We start from the raw sequence: 17,487 nt of genomic DNA, 5'->3' as shown, positions 1-17,487 counted from the left end.
CTTAGACGGCCTGGCACACGTATTTCATTTCCAGGTAGTCTTCGATGCCATGGCGCGAGCCTTCGCGCCCCAGCCCTGATTGCTTCACACCGCCAAACGGCGCGACCTCGTTCGAGATCATGCCGGTGTTGATGCCGACCATGCCGTACTCAAGCTGTTCGGCGACACGCCACACGCGGCTGGCGTCGCGCGTGTAGAAGTACGCGGCCAGGCCGAATTCGGTGTCATTGGCCTGCCGAATGACATCCTGCTCGTCATGAAATCGCACCAGTGGTGCCACGGGGCCGAAGATTTCCTCGCGCAGCACCCGCATGCCCGGCCGCACGTCCGCCAGCACGGTGGGCGCCATGAACGTGCCGCCCAAGGCATGGGGGTCGCCGCCGGTCAGCAGGCGTGCGCCCTGGGCACGGGCGTCGTCGATCAGGCGTTGCACCTGGGTCAGGGCCTTGGGGGTAATCAGCGGGCCGATCTGGCTGTCGGCCTGCAGGCCGGCACCGACGCGCAACGCGGCCGCCTTGGCGGCAAACCGGCTGGCGAATGCGTCATGGACGGCGTCCTGCACGTAGATGCGGTTGACGCAGACGCAGGTCTGGCCGGCATTGCGGTACTTGGCGGCAATGGCGCCTTCGACGGCCTCGTCAAGATCGGCGTCGTCGAAGACGATGAACGGTGCGTTGCCGCCCAGTTCCAGGGACAGCTTCTTGATGGTGGGCGCACATTGCGCCATCAGGCGTCTTCCCACGGCGGTCGAACCGGTAAAACTGAGCTTGCGGACGTCAGGGTGGCGGGTCAGTTCGCCGCCGATGGCCACCGCGTCGCCGGTAACGACGTTCAATACCCCGTCGGGGACGCCGGCCTGCGCGGCCAACTCGGCCAGGGCCAGCGCGGAGAGCGGCGTTTCGTTCGCGGGCTTGAGCACCATGGTGCAGCCGGCAGCGAGGGCCGGCCCGACCTTGCGGGTGATCATTGCGGCCGGAAAGTTCCAGGGGGTAATGGCGGCGCAGACGCCGATGCCCTGACGCATGACCATCAGGCGGCGATCGGCGCGTGGCGCCGGAATCAGTTCGCCATAGACGCGCTTGCCCTCTTCGGCGAACCATTCCAGGAACGATGCGGCGTAGCGGATTTCGCCCAGCGCTTCGGCCAGAGGCTTGCCTTGTTCGCGCGTCATCAGTCGTGCCAGTTCAGCGTCGTGCTGGATCATCAAGTCGAACCAGCGGCGCAGGATCTGTGAGCGTTCTTGGGCGGGCCGGGCGCGCCATGCGGGCAGCGCGTCGCGCGCGGCGATGATGGCGCGGCGGGTTTCGGCTTCGCCCATGTCGGGTACCTGGGCCAGAGCCTGGCCCGTGGCGGGGTCGGTCACCGTGATGGTGGCGTGGTTGTCGGCGTCGCACCAACGGCCGGCAATGAAGGCTTGTTCGCGAAGCAGGGGAGATTCGGTCTTGCGCATGGGAATCCTGGGCGGAAAGGAAAGCGGCGGGCCCGGGCAGGGAAGGCACCGGGCCCGCGGTCAGGTCAAGGGCGGTCTTGGTGTGCTTGCGCGACCAGATGGTGGAAATGCGCGATGCCGTGTTCGCTCTGGCCGCTGCGCTGGCGGTCGACCATGATGCGGCCGCGGCCACGGTAGCCGCGGGATTTCAGCCCTTTTTGCACGCTTTCCACCAGACGCAGGTCCTCGGGACGGAAGACGTCGCGGTACCACTCGATCAGGGATTGCTGTTCCGCGGTCAGTTCCTTGTTGAGGAAGTAGATGTCGTAGTGCTGCAGGGTGACGCCGGCGCTGGACGGAAACTCATAGATGACCGTCATGAAATTTCCGCCGGGCGGCACGTTGAACATGGTGCACGGCCACGCCCAGAAGCCCGCGAACGAGGGGTCCTTGACGCTGTCGTCGAATTGGAAAGACTTGGGGGAAGACTTGGCGATGCCGAACTGCAGGCTCCAGTTGCCGTGCATGGTGTGCGTGTATTGGCCGACGTCGACGGAATCGGCAAAGCCCGGATGGGCCGGCGCGCAGTGGTAGCACTCCATGTAGTTGTCGACGATGCTTTTCCAGTTGGCGGGGGTTTCGGTGACGAAGCGGGCCGCCAGGTGCAGGTCGTCGATGACCGGGCAGGCTTGACGCAGGCGCGCCTGCAAGCCGGGCAGCTGGGTCTCGACCGAACCGGCGTCGGGATTCATGTTGATGAAGATGAAGCCGGCGTATTCCTCGACGCGCAGCGCGACCAGGCTGGAATTGGCCTTGTCGAAGTCGACCACGTTGTCGCAGTTGCGGGCGTGGGCCAGGTCGCCATCGAGCTTGAAGGTCCAGGCGTGATACGGGCAGGTGATGACGTTCTTGGCCTTGCCGTCGCCTTGCAGCAGTTGGTGGCCGCGGTGGGGGCAGACGTTGTAGAAGGCGCGCAGCACGCCGTCGCGGCCGCGCACGACGATGATGCTTTCGCCGATGACGTCACGGGTGATGTAGGCGTTGTTTTCCGCGACTTCGCTGCGGTGACCGACGCAGATCCAGCTGTCGGCAAAGATCTTCTCTTTTTCGTATTCGTAGATGGCGTCGCTGGTGTAGTAGCTGGCGGGGATGGTGTGGGCCACGTCGGCGTTGGTGCAAAAGTCGGCGGGCAGGCGTTCGATGGTGTTCGTGTTGGGGTTCATGATGGTCTCCATGGTTCGGGAAAGCGGGGGTCAGGCCCGGGGGACGGGCATGGCGGTGGGGGCGGTGTGCGGGGCAGCGGCTTGGGCGGGCTGGCCGTCGGCGGGGTCGTTCGCGGCCAGAAGGCGCGCCTGTTCTTCGATCTGTTGCGTGGACAGGGCGCCATAGTCTTGCGACAGCCAGCGGAACAGGCCGAACAGCTTGATTCCCAGCACCAGCAGGAACGGGATGGTCGTGAGGACCACGGCGGTCTTCATCGTGTTCAGCGACACGTGGGCGAACAGCATGGCCAGCGGCAGCAACGCCAGCATCACGCACCAGAACAGGCGCAGCGTGGGGCTGGGGTCTTGCCCTTCTTTCAGGTTGCGGGTGCTGGTGGCAGCAATGGCGTAGCCCACGGCGTCCATGTGAGAGGCGCAGAACACGGCCATGATGAAGAGGAAGGCCGCCAGGAACACGCCGCCCCAGGGCAGGCTGGTCAGCAGGGTGACCACCGCGGTTTCGCCGCTGTGCTCGGCCAGCAGGCGGGGCACGTCGACCGCCTGGGTCAAGTACTGGTGCATGCTGAAGCTTTCCAGTGCGCCGAAGAAGAACCAGCAGCCGGCGCTGCCGCCCAGCACCAGCGCGGCGATCACTTCCTTCATCTTGCGGCCGCGGGACACGCGAGTGACGAACATGGCCACCCCCGGCGCGTAGGAAATCCACCACAGCCAATAGAACACCGTCCAGCTGCGCGTGAACTCGCCATCGCCGGACGGATCGGTGAACAGGCTCATGCGCACCCAGTTCTGGATCATCAGGCCCAGGCCGTTGGTGATGTTGTTGACGGTGAATTGCGTGGGGCCGACGACCAGCACGATGGCGGAATAGGCCAGGGCGCCGATGCAGACGATTTTGCTCAGGCGCTGCATGCCGCCGTCGATGCCGACGTACGAACTGAGCGAGAACACGACCGAGATGATGGCGATGACGATGAACTGGCTGGTGAAGGTGTCCGGCATGCCGGTCAGGGCGGACAGGCCGCGGGTGAGCGTCGAGGCAGTCAGCGCCAGCGACACCGTCAGGGCGCCGAACATGGTGAAGACGAAGATCAGGTCGACGACGCGCCCGACCCAGCCGTTGGCGCGCAGGCCGGTGACGGCTTCGACGATGGACGCCATGCCCAGGCCGCTTTTCTTGCGGACGTGGAAGTGATACGCCAGGGCCAGCGACGCGATGGCGTAGAGCGCCCAGGCGCTGATGCCCCAGTGGAAGAACGAGTAGCTGATGCTGTACTCAAGCGCGTCGCGCGACCCCGCCGCCAGGTGCAGCCCCGGTGTCTGGTAGTAGTAGGCCCATTCCATGACGCCCCAGTACAGGGTGGATGAGCCCATGCCGGCACAGATGAACATGAACACCCAGGTGGCGGTGGCGTATTCGGGCTTGCCGCTGCCCAGGCGGATGTTGCCGTACTTGCTGAAGGCGAGATACCCGGCGGCCAGCGCGGCGGCGAATACGAACACCAGCACCAGGGTGCCGAAGGCGCGGGTGGAAAAGTCGAACAGCGTGCTGGCGAAGGTCTCGGCCGCGGCGGGGAATGCCGCAAGGCCGATGACGGGAAGGGCGACGGCTACCAGGCTGGCGGCGATCAGGAAAAGGTCTGGCTTTGGGCGGTGCATGGGTTGTCTCCGGCTCCGTTGCTGGCGAAGGGCGGGGCCCTTGCAGCGGCTTTGTTAACTATTGGTTTACATATAACCATAGATTAACCTGGCGGCCAGTTTTCGCCGAGCTAGGGAAAATCCCAGGCCGTCAGGCGAAGCGAGGGGTCGGAAGGACGGCGGCGCCAGGGCGCACGCGGGTTTCAGGCGCGCGGACGGCGCCAGGGCACCCGGGTCGGGCCGGGGTAAATGTCAGACCAACGCCCGAAGTGGGGGGGCCTGCGGTTGCCGTGCGGGTCAGGGCCCGCTGCGGCGGTAGAGGGCCAACGTGCCCGCCAGCCCGATCATCAGCGAACCGCAGACGCGGTTCAGCCAGCGCAGGCCGGCCCCCTGGAAAGCCCGCACCAGCTGGGCGCCCAGCGTGGCATAGGCCAGCATGGTCATGAGGTTCATCAAGGCCAGCACGCAGGCGACGGTCAGGTATTGCGGCAGCAGGGGGGCCTGCGTATTGATGAATTGCGGCAGGAAAGCCGACATGAACAGCAGCAGCTTGGGGTTGGTGACGGCCACCACGAAGCTGCGCAGCCCCAGTTTCAGGCCGGTGGGCCGCGCCGCGCCCGAGGGGGCGGTCGGCAGGACCAACGCGGCATCGGACCGCAGCATCTTCCAGCCCAGATAGGCCAGGTAGAGCGCTCCCGCCCACTTCAGGAGTTGGAAGGCGACCTCGGAGGCTGCCAGGACCACGCCCAAGCCGGACGCCACCGCGCCCACCAGGATCAGGTCTGCCAGCACCGCGCCCCCCATGCCCCAGCAGGCGGCTCGCACGCCATGGCGCGAGCCGTTGCTCATGGCGAGCAGGACGGTCGGGCCGGGCGTCACGATGGCGACGGCCGAGGCCAGGATGAACAACAGCAGCGTGGCGGTGGACATGGCGGGCTCCGTGGCAAGCGGCCAGTGTGACGCCGGCAGGGCGGTTCGTCCAGCGGCGGCGGGGCGCAAGCGCGCCCGGCCGCAGGGTTGCCCGGGGCAGGCAGACCGCGCCGGGCTACCATAGCGGTCTTATCCTCTGATTTCCTGCCATGTCCACGCGTTCCGACTCCCCCCATCTCGCCCCGCCGCTGTCCGCCGTTCTGCTTTCCAGCGCGGGGGTGGTCGAGCAAGTCCTGGACGGCCGGTCCCTCACCGACGCGCTGACGGACGTCGAATCGGCCTTGCGGCCGGCCACCCAGGCGGTGTCGTTCCATGCCATGCGTTACCTGGGCTGGGCCGACGCGGTGGGCCGAGAGCTGGTGCAGCGCTATCCCAACGTGCTGTTCGAGTCGCTGCTGCTGGTCTCGCTGACCCTGCTCAAGGCCGAGGGTGATGCCGCAGCCGCCTTGCCGGGCATGCCGGTCTACGCGCCGCACACGGTGGTGGACCAGGCCGTGACGGCCGCGTCCAATACTCGCAGCCTGGCCTCGTTCAAGGGCCTGCTCAATGCCTGCCTGCGCCGCTTCCTGCGCGAACGGGCGGCGCTGGACGCCGCCGTGGCGGACAGCCCTGAAGCCCAATGGAACCACCCGGGCTGGTGGGTCAAGCAGTTGCGCGTGGCCTACCCGCAGCAGTGGCAGGCCATCCTGCAATCGGCCAACGTCCCGGCGCCGCTGACCTTGCGCGTGAACCGCCGCCGCGCCAGCCGCGAGCAGGTGCTGGCGGCTTTCGAGGCCGCTGGCCTGGCCGCCGATCCCGTGGGTGTGGCCGGCGTGGTGCTGGCCTCGCCCAAGCCCGTGACCCAGTTGCCCGGCTTTGCCGAAGGCTGGTGGTCGGTGCAGGACGCCGGCGCGCAGCGGGCTGCGGAACTGCTGGCCCCGACCGACGGCATGCGCGTGCTGGACGCCTGCGCGGCGCCCGGCGGCAAGACCGCCCACCTGCTGGAATTGGCCGACATCGACCTGCTGGCCCTGGACGCCGACGCCGACCGCCTGGTGCGGGTCGGCCAGAATCTGGATCGCCTGGGCCTGTCGGGCGACCGCGTGCGCCTGCAGGCGGCCGACGCCGCCGACCTGGACGCCTGGTGGGACGGCAAGCCGTTCGACGCCGTGCTGGCCGACGTGCCCTGCACGGCATCGGGCATCGTGCGTCGCCACCCGGACATCCGCTGGCTGCGTCGCGAAAACGACGTGCGCCGCACCGCCACGCTGCAAGCCCGGATCCTGGACGCGCTCTGGACCACCGTGGCGCCGGGCGGCCGCCTGCTGTATGTGACGTGCTCGGTGTTTCCGATCGAGGGGGCGCGCCAGGCGCTGGAATTCCTGCAGCGCCATCCCGAAGCCCAGCGGCTGGACGCGCCCGGCCAATTGCTGCCAGTTGCGGTCGATGCAACACCTGCGCAGCAACAGGACGGGTTTTTCTACGCCTTGTTTGCCAAGGCGTCGTGAATCGCCAAGAATAGGGGCATGACGGGGTTTCGGTGTCGTATGTCCATCATTTCACGCTTATTTCTGGGGTTGTTGTTCGTATCTGCCTTGCTTTCGTTTGCGCCGGTCGGCCAGGCGCATGCGGCCGAACCGAAAGTCGTGCGCGTCGAACCCGTGGTGCGCGGCGACAAGCTTGAAATCGACGCCGATATCGAATTCGAACTGAATCAGCAGTTGCGCGACGCGGCCCAGCGCGGCGTGCCGCTGTACTTCACGGCCGATCTCACCATCACGCGCGAGCGGTGGTGGTGGTTCGACAAGTCCCTGGTGGACACCTCGCGCACCTGGCGGGTGCTCTATAACGCGCTGACCCGTCAATGGCGGGCCGGGGTGGGCGAGTTGTCCTTCCCGGTGGCCTCGCTGGACGATGCCATGAGCGTCATCCGCCATGTCCGCAATTGGCAGGTCGCCGACGCGGATGACTTCGACGAAGGCGTGGTCTACGGCGGCCAGCTGCGGCTGCGGCTGGATACCTCGCTGCTGCCGCGGCCGTTCCAGGTCAACGCCCTGAACAGCAGTTCGTGGGCCCAAGGCACGCCGTGGACGGACTTCTCGTTCTCGCTCGGCGACAAGGAGAAAGACCCCTCATGAGGCTGCTGCTTCGGCTGGCCCTGATGGTCGGCGCCGTGAGCGGCCTGGCATTGCTGGGCCTGTTGGCATGGTCCACCGGCAACGCCTCGCGCTTTGCCCGCTATTACGACATCCTGCTGGTGCTGAACGGCATTTTCGCCCTGGCCCTGTTCGTCTGGGTGGTGGCGCTGACCGTCCGTCTGGCCCGGCAGATCCGGCGGCGGCAGTTCGGCGCCCGGCTCACAGCCCGCTTTTCCCTGGCGTTCGCCCTGATCGGGGTGGTGCCCGGCGCGCTGATCTATACCGTTTCGGTGCAGTTCATGTCGCGCTCGATCGAGTCCTGGTTCAACGTGCGGGTCGACACGGCGCTGGAAGCGGGCCTGAACCTGGGCCGCGCGGCACTGGATTCCCTGCTGGCCGACCTGGACGCCCGCGCGCGGTCCATGGCGGCCGAACTGAACCGCAATTCCGATACCGGCGTGACCCTGGCGCTGACCCGCCTGCGCGAGGCCAATGGCGTGCAGGAAGCCATGGTGTTCACCGGCAGCGGCCGCATGGTGGCGTTTTCGACCAGCCAGTACGGCCAGCTGCTGCCCGCCATGCCGCCGCCCACCGTCATGAACCAGCTGCGGCTGTCGCGCGGCTATTCGGCCGCCGAGGCCGACGACCCCGTCAAGCCCGGCATGGACAGCGGCCTGCACCTGCGGGTCGTGATTCCCCTGACCGGGCCCGACCGCTACGACAATTTGCTGGGCGCGGCGTCCGAACCCCGCTGGCTGCAACTGCTGCAGCCGGTGCCCGAGCAGATCGCCCACAACGCCAACCTGGTGCAGCAGGGCTTTCGCGACTACCAGGAGCTGGCCTTGTCGCGGCTGGGCCTGCGCAAGCTGTACGGCATCACGCTGACCCTCGCGCTGCTGCTGGCGGCGTTCGGCGCCATCGCCGTGGCCCTGTCGCTGTCCAAGCGGCTGGTGCGCCCCCTGCTCAGCCTGGCCGGCGGCACCCAGGCCGTGGGCGTGGGCGACTACCGCCCGCTGCCCGAGCCGCCCGAGCGCGACGAAGTCGGCCAGCTCACCCGGTCGTTCAACGCCATGACGCGCCAGCTGGACGAAGCCCGCCGCATGGTCGAAAGCAACCGCCAGCAGCTCGAGCGTTCCAACGTCTACCTGGAAAGCGTGCTGTCCAACCTGTCTTCCGGGGTGCTGGTGTTTGACGAGTCATTCCGCGTCACGACCGTCAACCAGGGCGCGCAGACCATTTTGCAGGCCGATCTGCGGTCCGTGATCGGGCGGCCGCTGGAAACCGTGGATGGCATGCTCGAATTTGCGAACATCGTTCGGCAGGCGTTTTCCACCCACGCCGCGGTCGGGTCGGAGCGCCAGCACTGGCAGCAGCAGTTCGAGATCGCGCCCAAGCAGGGCGATACCCCCAATGGCCCGCAGCCCCTGACGCTGCTGGCGCGCGGTACCCATCTGCGGGTGGATGGCCGGGGCAACGGCTACCTGGTCGTGTTCGACGACATCACCGAGGTCATTTCGGCCAACCGCACCGTCGCCTGGGGCGAGGTCGCACGCCGTCTGGCCCACGAGATCAAGAATCCCCTGACCCCGATCCAGCTGTCGGCCGAACGCCTGGCCATGAAGCTGGAGGGCAAGCTGCAGCCCGCCGAGGCCCAGATCGTCGAGCGTTCCACCAACACCATCGTCAACCAGGTGGCCTCGCTCAAGCAGATGGTGGACGACTTCCGCGAATACGCGCGCACGCCGCCGGCGGTGATGCAACGTATCGATTTCAATGCCCTGGTGGCCGACGTGCTGTCCTTGTACGGCTGGGATCCCGATGGCGGCGCGCCTGCCCGCGTAGCCGGGAAAGCCCTGAATCTGGACGTCAACCTGGGACCGGACCTGCCAGCCATCGAAGGTGACCCGACCCAGTTGCGCCAGGTGATCCACAACCTGCTGTCCAATGCCCGCGACGCCATTGCCGAGAAGGGCGGCGAGGGTCGCGTCAGCGTCACGACCCAGCTGATGCGCAGCGAACAGCCCGACCGCGCCGACCACCAGGCCCTGCGCTTCACGGTGGCCGACACCGGCCCGGGCTTTCCGCCCCAGGTCATGCAGCGCGCCTTCGAGCCCTACGTAACCACAAAGTCCCACGGGACTGGGTTAGGATTGGCAATCGTACGCAAGATTGTGGAAGAGCACGGTGGGCGAATCGACCTTGCGAACCGCAAGGAAGGGGGCGCGCGGATTTCCATCTTGTTGACCCGGCTTGCAGCCGGGTCCGATACTATGGACGCGACCGCGCAAGAAAAGGATAATGCGGCTACGCAATAGGTGGATGCTTTATGGCCAGAATTCTGGTGGTTGACGACGAAGTCGGTATTCGCGAGCTTTTGTCGGAAATCCTTTACGACGAAGGACACACGGTCGAATTGGCCGAAAACGCGGCGCAAGCGCGCGCCGCGCGCCTTCGCATGCGTCCCGATCTGGTGTTGCTGGACATCTGGATGCCCGACACCGATGGCGTGAGCCTGCTCAAGGAATGGGGCTCGCAGGGTCTGCTGGACATGCCCGTCATCATGATGAGCGGCCATGCCACCATCGATACGGCGGTCGAGGCCACCCGCATCGGTGCGATGGATTTCCTGGAAAAGCCCATTACGTTGCAGCGTCTGCTCAAGACCGTGGCCGCCGGCCTGGCCCGGGGCCGGGCGCCGCATCCGGCACCGGCCGTGGCGCCGGCCGCGGCCAGCGCGACCGTCGCCCTCGAAGACGAACTCGATCCGCCCGTGCTGTCGGCCGCTCCGGCCAACGAAGTCCCGGTCACCGCCAACGGGCAACTGGGCAGCATTTCGCTGGACCAGCCGCTGCGTGAAGCCCGGGACGAATTCGAACGCATCTACTTCGAATACCACCTGGTCCGCGAAAGCCACAGCATGACGCGGGTGTCCGAACGCACCGGCCTCGAGCGTACCCATCTTTACCGCAAGCTCAAGCAATTGGGCATCGAATCCGCCCGCAAGCGGGGCGCATGAAGATCCTCATCATGGGCGCTGGTCGCGTAGGCACCAGCGTGGCCGAGAACCTGGTGTCGGAACAGAACGACATCACGGTCATCGACTCGGACCCGGCCCAGCTCCAGTACCTGCAAGAACACTTCGACCTGCGGGTCGTCCATGGCGACGGCTCGCAGGTGTCGGTGCTGGAAGCCGCCGGCGCCGCCGACACCGACTTGCTGATCGCCTGTGCCGCGTCCGATGCCGCCAACATGGTGGCCTGCAAGATCGCGCGGCAGCTGTTCAACATTCCCCGCCGCATCGCCCGCATCCGCTCGGCCGAATTCCCCGAACACCCTGAACTGATGAGCGAAGAGGGCTTCTGCATCGACGCCATCATCAGCCCCGAGCGCAGCGTCACGACCTATCTGCACAGCCTGATCGAGTTCCCCGAGGCGCTGCAGGTGGTGGAATTCGCCGAGGGCCGCGTCAGCGTGGTGACCGTGCGCGTCGGCCATGGCAGCCCCATGGCCCACCATCCCGTGGACAAGCTGCGCGAGGTCTGGCCCGACGTCACCGCGCGCGTGATCGACGTGCTGCGGGGTGGGCGGCCACTGCGGGCCGGCGCCGGCACCGTCATTGCGCCGGGCGACGAGGTGGTGCTGGTGGTGGACACGCGCCACGCCCGCCGCGCCGTGCGCCAGCTGCGCGAAGCCGAAAAAGCCGTGCGCCGCGTGATGATCGCGGGCGGCGGCAATATCGGCCTGCGGTTGGCGCGCGCGCTGGCCGAAGAAAACTACAGCGTGCGCATCATCGAGCGCGATCTCAAGCGCTGCGAGTACCTGGCCACCCAGTTGCCCGACAGCGTGCTGGTGCTCCATGGCAGCGGCACCGACGAGGCCCTGCTCGAACGCGAAAACATCGAAGACATGGACACCTGGCTGGCGCTGACCAGCGACGACGAGGACAACATCATGTCGTCGCTGCTGGCCAAGCGGCTGGGCGCACGCAAGGTGATCGCGCTGATCAACCGGCAGGCCTACGGTGAACTGATGCAGGGCAGCCATATCGACATCGCCGTGTCGCCGTCGCAGGCCACCATGAGCGAACTGCTGCGCCACGTGCGCCGGGGCGACGTGGCCGCCGTGCACCGGCTGCGCCAGGGCGTGGCCGAGGCGCTGGAGGCCATCGCCCACGGTGACCGCTCCACTTCCAAGGTGGTGGGCCGCCGGGTCGGCGAGATCAGCCTGCCCAAGGGCGCCAGCATCGGTGCCCTGGTGCGCGAAGACGAAATCATCCTGCCTGATGCCGATACCGTGATCGAAACCGACGACCACGTCATTGTCTTCGTGCCCTCGCGCAAGCAGATGCCGCGCGTGGAAAAGCTGTTCCAAGTCTCGGCGTCGTTCTTCTGATGAGCCCGTACGCCTCCCTTTGCCGCGGGCCCGGGGCAGCCGGATAACTGCCATGAAGCGCGTCCTGGCCACTCTGCATATCCTGGGCCTGACCATGGTGATGTTCGCCCTCACCATGCTCATTCCGCTCGTGGTCGCCTATGTGGGCGGCGATGCCGCGCGCGACGCCTTCCTGCACGGATTCCTGATTTCCCTGGGCATCGGCGTGGTGTTGGCCGCCGTGACGCGGCGCTCGCGCAGCGAACTGCGGGCCCGCGACGGCTTTGTGCTGGTGTCGGCGGTATGGGCCGGCCTGCCGCTGTTGGCCGCGATTCCGCTGCTGATCTATTTCCACCGCGCCGGGCTGCCGCTGTCGTTCACCGGGGCCTATTTCGAGGCCATGTCCGGGCTCACTACCACCGGCGCCACCGTGCTGACCAACCTGGATGCGTTGCCGGCTTCGATCAACCTGTGGCGCGCGACGCTGATCTGGATCGGCGGCATGGGCATCCTGGTGCTGGCGGTTGCGATCCTGCCGCTGCTGGGCGTGGGCGGCCACCAGGTGGTGCGGGCCGAGACGCCCGGCCCCATGAAAGACGAGCGGCTGACCCCGCGCATCGCCAGCACGGCCAAGGCCTTGTACGCGGTGTACTTCGCGTTTTCGATCCTGTGCCTGCTGTCGTACCGGGCAGTCGGGCTGTCCTGGTTCGAGGCCTGGTGCCACATGGCCACCACCATGGGCCTGGGCGGGTTTTCCACCTGGGACGATGGTTTCGCGCATTTCGATTCGGTGGCGGTCGAAATGGTGGCCATGGTGTTCATGCTGATCGCCGGCATCAACTTCGCCACCCACTTCAATGCTTTCCGCCAGCGTAGTCCCCGGGCCTATCTGCGTTGTCCCGAGGCCATCCCGTATCTGGTGATCGTACTGGGCGTGGGCTTGGTGATTTCGGTGTTCCTGTACGTCAAGGGCGTGTACCAGGAACCCCTGCAAGCGCTGCGCTACGGCATGTTCAACACCATTTCCATGGCCACCACCACGGGCTATGCCAATACCGATTTCGCCCAGTGGCCGCTGTTCGCGCCGTTGACCATGCTGCTGCTGTCGGGCTTTGCGACGTCGGCGGGGTCGACCGGAGGGGGCATCAAGATGATCCGGGCCATCCTGCTGGTCAAGCAGGCGCGCAACGAGCTGGTAACAATGTTGCATCCGCACGCGGTCAGTCCGGTGCGGATCAACGGCCGGGCGGTGGAATCCCGGACCATGTCGTCGGTGCTGGCGTTCATGCTGTTCTACGGCCTGTCCATCGCCGTCTTCACCAGCCTGCTGCTGCTGTCCGGGCTGGACCCCATCACGGCCTTCTCGGCCGTGTTCGCCAGCGTCAACAACACCGGCCCCGGCCTGGGCCCGGTGGGCCCGATGGGCAATTTCGCGGTGCTGTCCGACTTCCAGATCTGGGTCTGCACCTTCGCGATGCTGATCGGACGGTTGGAACTCTTGACGGTCCTGGTGCTGTTCACGCCCATCTTCTGGCGGAAATAGAGGGCCCCCCACGCTGCACACGCTATGCGTGTTTGCTGCCCCCCGAGGGGGCGACCCCGCCTTGGGGCGGCCCGGCGGCGGGGTGTGGACCCCCACGCTGCACACGCTATGCGTGTTTGCTGCCCCAGCAGGGCGGCCATTTTTCTTGCGCATTTTGTGCGGGTAAACCCGAATAAGGGTTATCCCACCCCCTTCCAAAAGGCCCGTCCAGACTGCGATTTCGGTCGCCTTGGGCCGGGAAGCCCCATCGTTTCTAGCTTGTGAGTGCTCGCTCACTCTGTTCTAGAGGGCAAAACCGAATGCTTCGCGATGTTGCACACAAATGTCACTATTTTCAATCGTTTTGCCACAAACATGCGGCTATTATGCGTTCACAAGCCGCCGTCTAGCGCCCCCCGGGAAGTTGCCGGGCTTCAAGGTCGAACGGCGCACCCCCTCATCACACATTCGAAGGAGTCCGAGATGGAACAGATCCCGTTCATTTCGTCGGCCCCCAACACCCTGGGCATCGAACTCGAGCTGCAACTGATCGACCCCCGCAGTTTTGACCTTACCGCAGCCTCGGACGAGCTGCTGGCCCAGATGGCCAACCACCCCATCGCCGACCGCGTCAAACCGGAAATCACACGGTCCATGATTGAATTGAATTCCTCGGTGCACGAGCACCCGATGGGCCTCTTGGCCGAAATGCGCGAAATGCGCGACGCCCTGGTGGAAGCGGCCGACGCCGTTGGCGTTTCCGTGGCAGGCGGTGGCGCTCACCCCTTCATGCGCTGGCAAGAGCGCTCCATTTCCGACACCCCGCGCTTTCAGTACCTGGCAGAAATGTATGGTTACCTGGCGCGTCAATTTACGGTGTTCGGCCAACACATACACCTGGGCGTGAAGAGCGGCGACGACGCCATCAAGCTGCTGCGCCGCCTGTCGCCCTATGTGCCGCACTTTATTGCGCTGTCGGCCTCGTCGCCGTATTGCGAGGGCGTGGATACGCTGTTCTCGTGCTCGCGCCTGAATGCGGTCAACAGCTTCCCGCTGGCCGGGCACATGCCGCCCGAGGTCAAGGACTGGTACCAGTTCGAGGCCCATCTGTCGCAACTGCGCGCCTACGGCCTGGCCGAGAGCATCAAGGACCTGTACTGGGACATTCGCCCCAAGCCTGAATTCGGCACCGTGGAAATCCGCGTCTGCGACACGCCGCTGACGGTCGAGCGCGCCTGCCAGATCGCCGCCTTCGCCCAGGCGCTGTCGGTGCTGCTGATGCGCGAGGACGATCCCAGCGACAAGGCCTGGTTGTCGTACCGTAGCAATCACTTCCAGGCTTGTCGTTTCGGCCTGCAGGGCAGCTACGTGACGCCCGACGGTCAGCGTACCCGCCTGATGGACCATCTGCGCGCGCTGTTCCAGCGGTTGATGCCAGTGGCCGAGGAGCTTGGCACGGGCGACATGATTGCCGCGCTGCGCGACGAAGCCATGCGTAGCGGCAACGATGCGCGCTGGCTGCGCAGCCAGTTCCATCGCCTGCGTGATCTGCCGCTGGTGGTGGAATCGATGTCGCAGGCATGGCGTGGCGAGGCGCCCCAGGCCGCGCCGGCTGAGCCGACCGCAGTGTTGCGGCGGCGCATCCGCGCCAATTCCGAGCCCATGCAGCCTCTGTCGGCGGCAGAGCCGGGGGTGACGGCGACCTTGCCGGAACGCCTGCACTAAGCGCAAAGGGCTGGACAGCCGGGTTGACGCAAAGGGCCGCCGCTGGCGGCCCTTTTGCTTGTTGCGGGCTCAGGGCGTGCCGCGCTGGCGGCCGCCGATGGCGCTGACCGACAGCCGGGTTTCCCCCGCGCTGCCGCGATGGGTCGCGGCGCGCCAGGCGTGGCCGTAGGCCACTTCGATGCTCAGGGCGATGACGCCATCGGGTCGGCGCTGGGATTCCAGCGCCGCGCACAGGCGCTGTTGCCAAGCCCGCCCGACCAGCCCGCCGCGGCGGCCTTCTGCCGGGTTGCCGCCCAGGGCGCGCACGTCTTGCAGCAGTTTTTCGGGGGTGCGGTAGGTCAGGGTCAGGATTTCCTGGTCCATTACCGGGTCTGCGAAACCGTTCTCGACCAGCAGGTCGCCAAAGTCATGCATGTCGACGAAGGCCGGCGTGGCGGTGCGCAGGCCGGCGTCGGTCAGCGCCTGCCGCAGCTCGCGTAGCGTGGCAGGCCCCAGACAGGAAAACATGGCCAACCCGCCCACTTTCAGGATGCGGCGCCATTCGGCCAGCACGGCGTGCGGCTCGCGATGCCAGTGCAGCGCCAGGTTGGACCACACCAGTTCCAGGGATTCCGGCGCCAGGCCGGTCGCGGCCAGGTCCGCGTTGACGAAGCCGACGGCCGGGCCGCGCCGGGCCAGCTTGCCGATCCAGGCGGTCAGGCCGGCGGGGGCGTGGCGCTTGCGGGCGATGTCCAGCAGCGGTTCACAGTTGTCCAGGCCGGTGTAGGCGGCATCGGCATAGCGTTCGCGCAGCAGGGGCAGGTTGTCGCCCGCGCCGCAGCCGGCGTCCAGCATGGCTTGCGGCTTGACGCGGATGTACTGCAGCCGGCCAAGCATGCGGCGGGCAACCTCGCCATACAGGAATTGGGCTTCGGCCAGGTCGCCACGGCGGGCGAACTGGCGTGGCACGTCGGCGGCAACGAGGGGAAGCGAAGGCGGGGTGGCGGGTGCTGGCAGGGACATTTCGGTCGCGCCCGGGCCTGCGGCGCGGGGCGGATCATGATTTCATGGGGGATGGCAGACATTATTGCGCATCCCGGCGGACACCGCCGATTGTCCCTACTGGCCATGGGGCGGGGCCTGCTTGCCCGCGTGCCCGGCGATTGTCCCTTGTGCGGGGCGCGGGTGCGCGGCGCCAGGCTGTGCGACGGCTGCGAGGCGGACTTGGCAATCGATCCCCGGACGCCCCGTTGTCCGCGCTGCGCATTGCGGCTGGGTCTGGCCGCACCGCATTGCACGGCTTGCCTGGCGATGCCGCGGGCCTTCGGGCGGACGATCGCGGCGTTCGACTACGAGCCGCCGGCGGATGCGCTGGTCAGCCAATTGAAGACCCAGTTGCGCCTCAGTGCGGCGCCAGTGCTGGCGCGGCTGCTGGCGCAGTCGGTGCGGCGGTACGAGGCACTGCCGCGTGGCTTGCTGCTGGTGCCGGTGCCGTCCAGCCGAAAGTCGCTGCGCCGTCGCGGCATGAATCCCGCGGCGGAGATCGCGCGTGGCCTGGCGGCGCAACTGACGCTGCCGCTGGCCTGCACCGCGCTCAAGCGGCGCCGCGAGACGCCTGGGCAGACGGCGCTGGGACGGCAGGCCCGGGTACGCGGGCCAACGGGAGCGTTTGATTGCGTACGGGATCTGTCGGGGCGCCATGTCGGTTTGGTGGACGATGTGATGACGACCGGAAGCACGGTGCACGCGGCGGCGAAGGCATTGCGGGCGGCGGGAGCGGCCAGCGTGACGGTGCTGGTGGTGGCCCGTACCCCGCGGGCCCCCGGGTAAATCGGCGACAATCCGCTACGCGCGGCCCGTGTGGGTCGCCAGTCTTTCAACGTTTTCGGCCCTATCGCGATGTTCCACGTCATCCTCGTCTGCCCCGAGATTCCGCCCAACACGGGCAACGCTATCCGCCTGTGCGCCAATACGGGCGCGCAATTGCACCTGGTGCGCCCGTTGGGGTTCGAGCTGGATGATGCGCGCATGCGCCGGGCAGGGCTGGATTACCACGAGTGGCAGCCGGTGCGGGTGCACGACACGCTGCAGGAGGCGTTGCAGGATACGGGGGCGCAGGCCTCGCATATCTATGCGTTGACGACGCAGGCGCAGCGTAGCGTGGGGGATGTGCGCTTCGAGCCGGGGGACGTGTTTGTGTTCGGGCGGGAGACCGCAGGGTTGTCCGACGAACACCAGGCGATGTTTGCCCCGCAGCAGCGGTTGCGGTTGCCTATGCGGGCGGGGCAGCGGAGCTTGAATCTCTCGAATGCGGTGGCGGTGACGGTGTTTGAGGCTTGGCGGCAGCAGGGGTATGAGGGTGGGGTTTGAGTTTTGGCGGACTTAGGGGGGGATTGCGTCGGTTTGAGTTCTTGAGCCGCGCGTGACGGGGCAGGCGGGGGGGGGCTGTCTCCTATACAAATCTCCGAGGCCACGAGAACTGTTTGGCCAGCTCGGATGGCGTCCTCTGCTTGGAAAAAAAAAACCACAGCCACAAGGCTACCGTGCTTCAATGTT

The 17,487-nt window shown here is 66.8% G+C and carries 14 protein-coding genes; 9 read left to right on the top strand and 5 right to left on the bottom strand.

From position 1 onward, the window contains the following. Window position 1: 1 nt before the first annotated feature. The 4 genes from AC6LJ2_RS11450 to AC6LJ2_RS11435 all read right to left on the bottom strand — a co-directional run bounded on the left by AC6LJ2_RS11450 (window position 2) and on the right by AC6LJ2_RS11435 (window position 5,217). On the bottom strand, window positions 2-1,450 hold the full coding sequence (locus tag AC6LJ2_RS11450) for an NAD-dependent succinate-semialdehyde dehydrogenase (protein ID WP_263914895.1): 1,449 nt from the start codon (window positions 1,448-1,450) through the stop codon (window positions 2-4). A gap of 65 nt (window positions 1,451-1,515) precedes the next feature. Next, window positions 1,516-2,652, bottom strand: a complete 1,137-nt coding sequence (locus AC6LJ2_RS11445; protein WP_263914896.1) for an aromatic ring-hydroxylating oxygenase subunit alpha — start codon at window positions 2,650-2,652, stop codon at window positions 1,516-1,518. Window positions 2,653-2,682: 30 nt separating this feature from the next. Further along, on the bottom strand, window positions 2,683-4,308 hold the full coding sequence (locus AC6LJ2_RS11440; RefSeq protein ID WP_498151391.1) for a BCCT family transporter: 1,626 nt from the start codon (window positions 4,306-4,308) through the stop codon (window positions 2,683-2,685). Between the two features lie 276 nt (window positions 4,309-4,584). Beyond that, window positions 4,585-5,217: a LysE family translocator gene (locus AC6LJ2_RS11435; RefSeq protein ID WP_263914898.1), complete on the bottom strand. Its 633-nt coding sequence runs from the start codon at window positions 5,215-5,217 to the stop codon at window positions 4,585-4,587. Between the two features lie 149 nt (window positions 5,218-5,366). Here AC6LJ2_RS11435 and rsmB point away from each other — a divergent pair, with 149 nt between their 5' ends. From rsmB to AC6LJ2_RS11400, 7 genes are all read left to right on the top strand, one after another. Then, a complete protein-coding gene (gene rsmB, locus AC6LJ2_RS11430) occupies window positions 5,367-6,704 on the top strand; it encodes a 16S rRNA (cytosine(967)-C(5))-methyltransferase RsmB (protein WP_263914899.1) in 1,338 nt (445 codons plus the stop codon). 39 nt (window positions 6,705-6,743) lie between these two features. After that, on the top strand, window positions 6,744-7,334 hold the full coding sequence (locus AC6LJ2_RS11425) for a DUF4390 domain-containing protein (RefSeq protein WP_263914900.1): 591 nt from the start codon (window positions 6,744-6,746) through the stop codon (window positions 7,332-7,334). Beyond that, the gene (locus AC6LJ2_RS11420) at window positions 7,331-9,649 is read left to right on the top strand and encodes a sensor histidine kinase (protein ID WP_445657750.1); all 2,319 of its coding nucleotides are present in this window, start codon (window positions 7,331-7,333) and stop codon (window positions 9,647-9,649) included. The genes AC6LJ2_RS11425 and AC6LJ2_RS11420 overlap by 4 nt, the downstream gene beginning before the upstream one ends. 11 nt (window positions 9,650-9,660) lie before the next feature. After that, window positions 9,661-10,350 (top strand): response regulator, encoded by a 690-nt coding sequence (locus AC6LJ2_RS11415; RefSeq protein ID WP_263914902.1) that lies wholly within the window; start codon window positions 9,661-9,663, stop codon window positions 10,348-10,350. Beyond that, window positions 10,347-11,726, top strand: coding sequence for a Trk system potassium transporter TrkA (trkA, locus tag AC6LJ2_RS11410; RefSeq protein WP_263914903.1), 1,380 nt, complete (start codon window positions 10,347-10,349; stop codon window positions 11,724-11,726). The genes AC6LJ2_RS11415 and trkA overlap by 4 nt, the downstream gene beginning before the upstream one ends. A gap of 52 nt (window positions 11,727-11,778) precedes the next feature. Further along, the gene (locus AC6LJ2_RS11405; protein WP_263914904.1) at window positions 11,779-13,248 is read left to right on the top strand and encodes a TrkH family potassium uptake protein; all 1,470 of its coding nucleotides are present in this window, start codon (window positions 11,779-11,781) and stop codon (window positions 13,246-13,248) included. A gap of 462 nt (window positions 13,249-13,710) precedes the next feature. Continuing rightward, the gene (locus tag AC6LJ2_RS11400) at window positions 13,711-14,952 is read left to right on the top strand and encodes a YbdK family carboxylate-amine ligase (protein ID WP_263914905.1); all 1,242 of its coding nucleotides are present in this window, start codon (window positions 13,711-13,713) and stop codon (window positions 14,950-14,952) included. Between the two features lie 69 nt (window positions 14,953-15,021). On the opposite strand, the gene AC6LJ2_RS11395 is transcribed toward AC6LJ2_RS11400, so the two are convergent. Then, window positions 15,022-15,954, bottom strand: a complete 933-nt coding sequence (locus AC6LJ2_RS11395; protein ID WP_498151390.1) for a methyltransferase domain-containing protein — start codon at window positions 15,952-15,954, stop codon at window positions 15,022-15,024. 90 nt (window positions 15,955-16,044) lie between these two features. On the opposite strand from AC6LJ2_RS11395, the gene AC6LJ2_RS11390 reads away from it, so the two are divergent. Both AC6LJ2_RS11390 and AC6LJ2_RS11385 read left to right on the top strand, forming a co-directional pair. After that, entirely contained in the window at window positions 16,045-16,761 is a 717-nt protein-coding gene (locus AC6LJ2_RS11390) for a ComFC family protein (protein ID WP_445657748.1), read from the top strand. A gap of 69 nt (window positions 16,762-16,830) precedes the next feature. Next, complete coding sequence (locus tag AC6LJ2_RS11385; protein WP_025141082.1) at window positions 16,831-17,301, top strand: tRNA (cytidine(34)-2'-O)-methyltransferase; 471 nt, start codon at window positions 16,831-16,833, stop codon at window positions 17,299-17,301. Window positions 17,302-17,487 lie beyond the last annotated feature (186 nt).

The sequence above is a fragment of the Achromobacter sp. 1014246743 genome (genome assembly GCF_059760725.1).
The sequence above is the reverse complement of the archived record's forward strand: the minus strand, read 5'-3'. Positions and strand labels throughout refer to the sequence as shown.

What these genes read in the sequence shown, in the direction of transcription:
- AC6LJ2_RS11445 (WP_263914896.1), bottom strand. Translation starts at nt 2,652, where the DNA reads ATGAACCCCAACACGAACACCATCGAACGCCTGCCCGCCGACTTTTGC.
- AC6LJ2_RS11405 (WP_263914904.1), top strand. Translation starts at nt 11,779, where the DNA reads ATGAAGCGCGTCCTGGCCACTCTGCATATCCTGGGCCTGACCATGGTG.
- AC6LJ2_RS11435 (WP_263914898.1), bottom strand. Translation starts at nt 5,217, where the DNA reads ATGTCCACCGCCACGCTGCTGTTGTTCATCCTGGCCTCGGCCGTCGCC.
- AC6LJ2_RS11440 (WP_498151391.1), bottom strand. Translation starts at nt 4,308, where the DNA reads ATGCACCGCCCAAAGCCAGACCTTTTCCTGATCGCCGCCAGCCTGGTA.
- AC6LJ2_RS11395 (WP_498151390.1), bottom strand. Translation starts at nt 15,954, where the DNA reads ATGTCCCTGCCAGCACCCGCCACCCCGCCTTCGCTTCCCCTCGTTGCC.
- AC6LJ2_RS11425 (WP_263914900.1), top strand. Translation starts at nt 6,744, where the DNA reads ATGTCCATCATTTCACGCTTATTTCTGGGGTTGTTGTTCGTATCTGCC.
- rsmB (WP_263914899.1), top strand. Translation starts at nt 5,367, where the DNA reads ATGTCCACGCGTTCCGACTCCCCCCATCTCGCCCCGCCGCTGTCCGCC.
- AC6LJ2_RS11400 (WP_263914905.1), top strand. Translation starts at nt 13,711, where the DNA reads ATGGAACAGATCCCGTTCATTTCGTCGGCCCCCAACACCCTGGGCATC.
- AC6LJ2_RS11450 (WP_263914895.1), bottom strand. Translation starts at nt 1,450, where the DNA reads ATGCGCAAGACCGAATCTCCCCTGCTTCGCGAACAAGCCTTCATTGCC.
- AC6LJ2_RS11385 (WP_025141082.1), top strand. Translation starts at nt 16,831, where the DNA reads ATGTTCCACGTCATCCTCGTCTGCCCCGAGATTCCGCCCAACACGGGC.
- AC6LJ2_RS11420 (WP_445657750.1), top strand. Translation starts at nt 7,331, where the DNA reads ATGAGGCTGCTGCTTCGGCTGGCCCTGATGGTCGGCGCCGTGAGCGGC.
- AC6LJ2_RS11415 (WP_263914902.1), top strand. Translation starts at nt 9,661, where the DNA reads ATGGCCAGAATTCTGGTGGTTGACGACGAAGTCGGTATTCGCGAGCTT.
- trkA (WP_263914903.1), top strand. Translation starts at nt 10,347, where the DNA reads ATGAAGATCCTCATCATGGGCGCTGGTCGCGTAGGCACCAGCGTGGCC.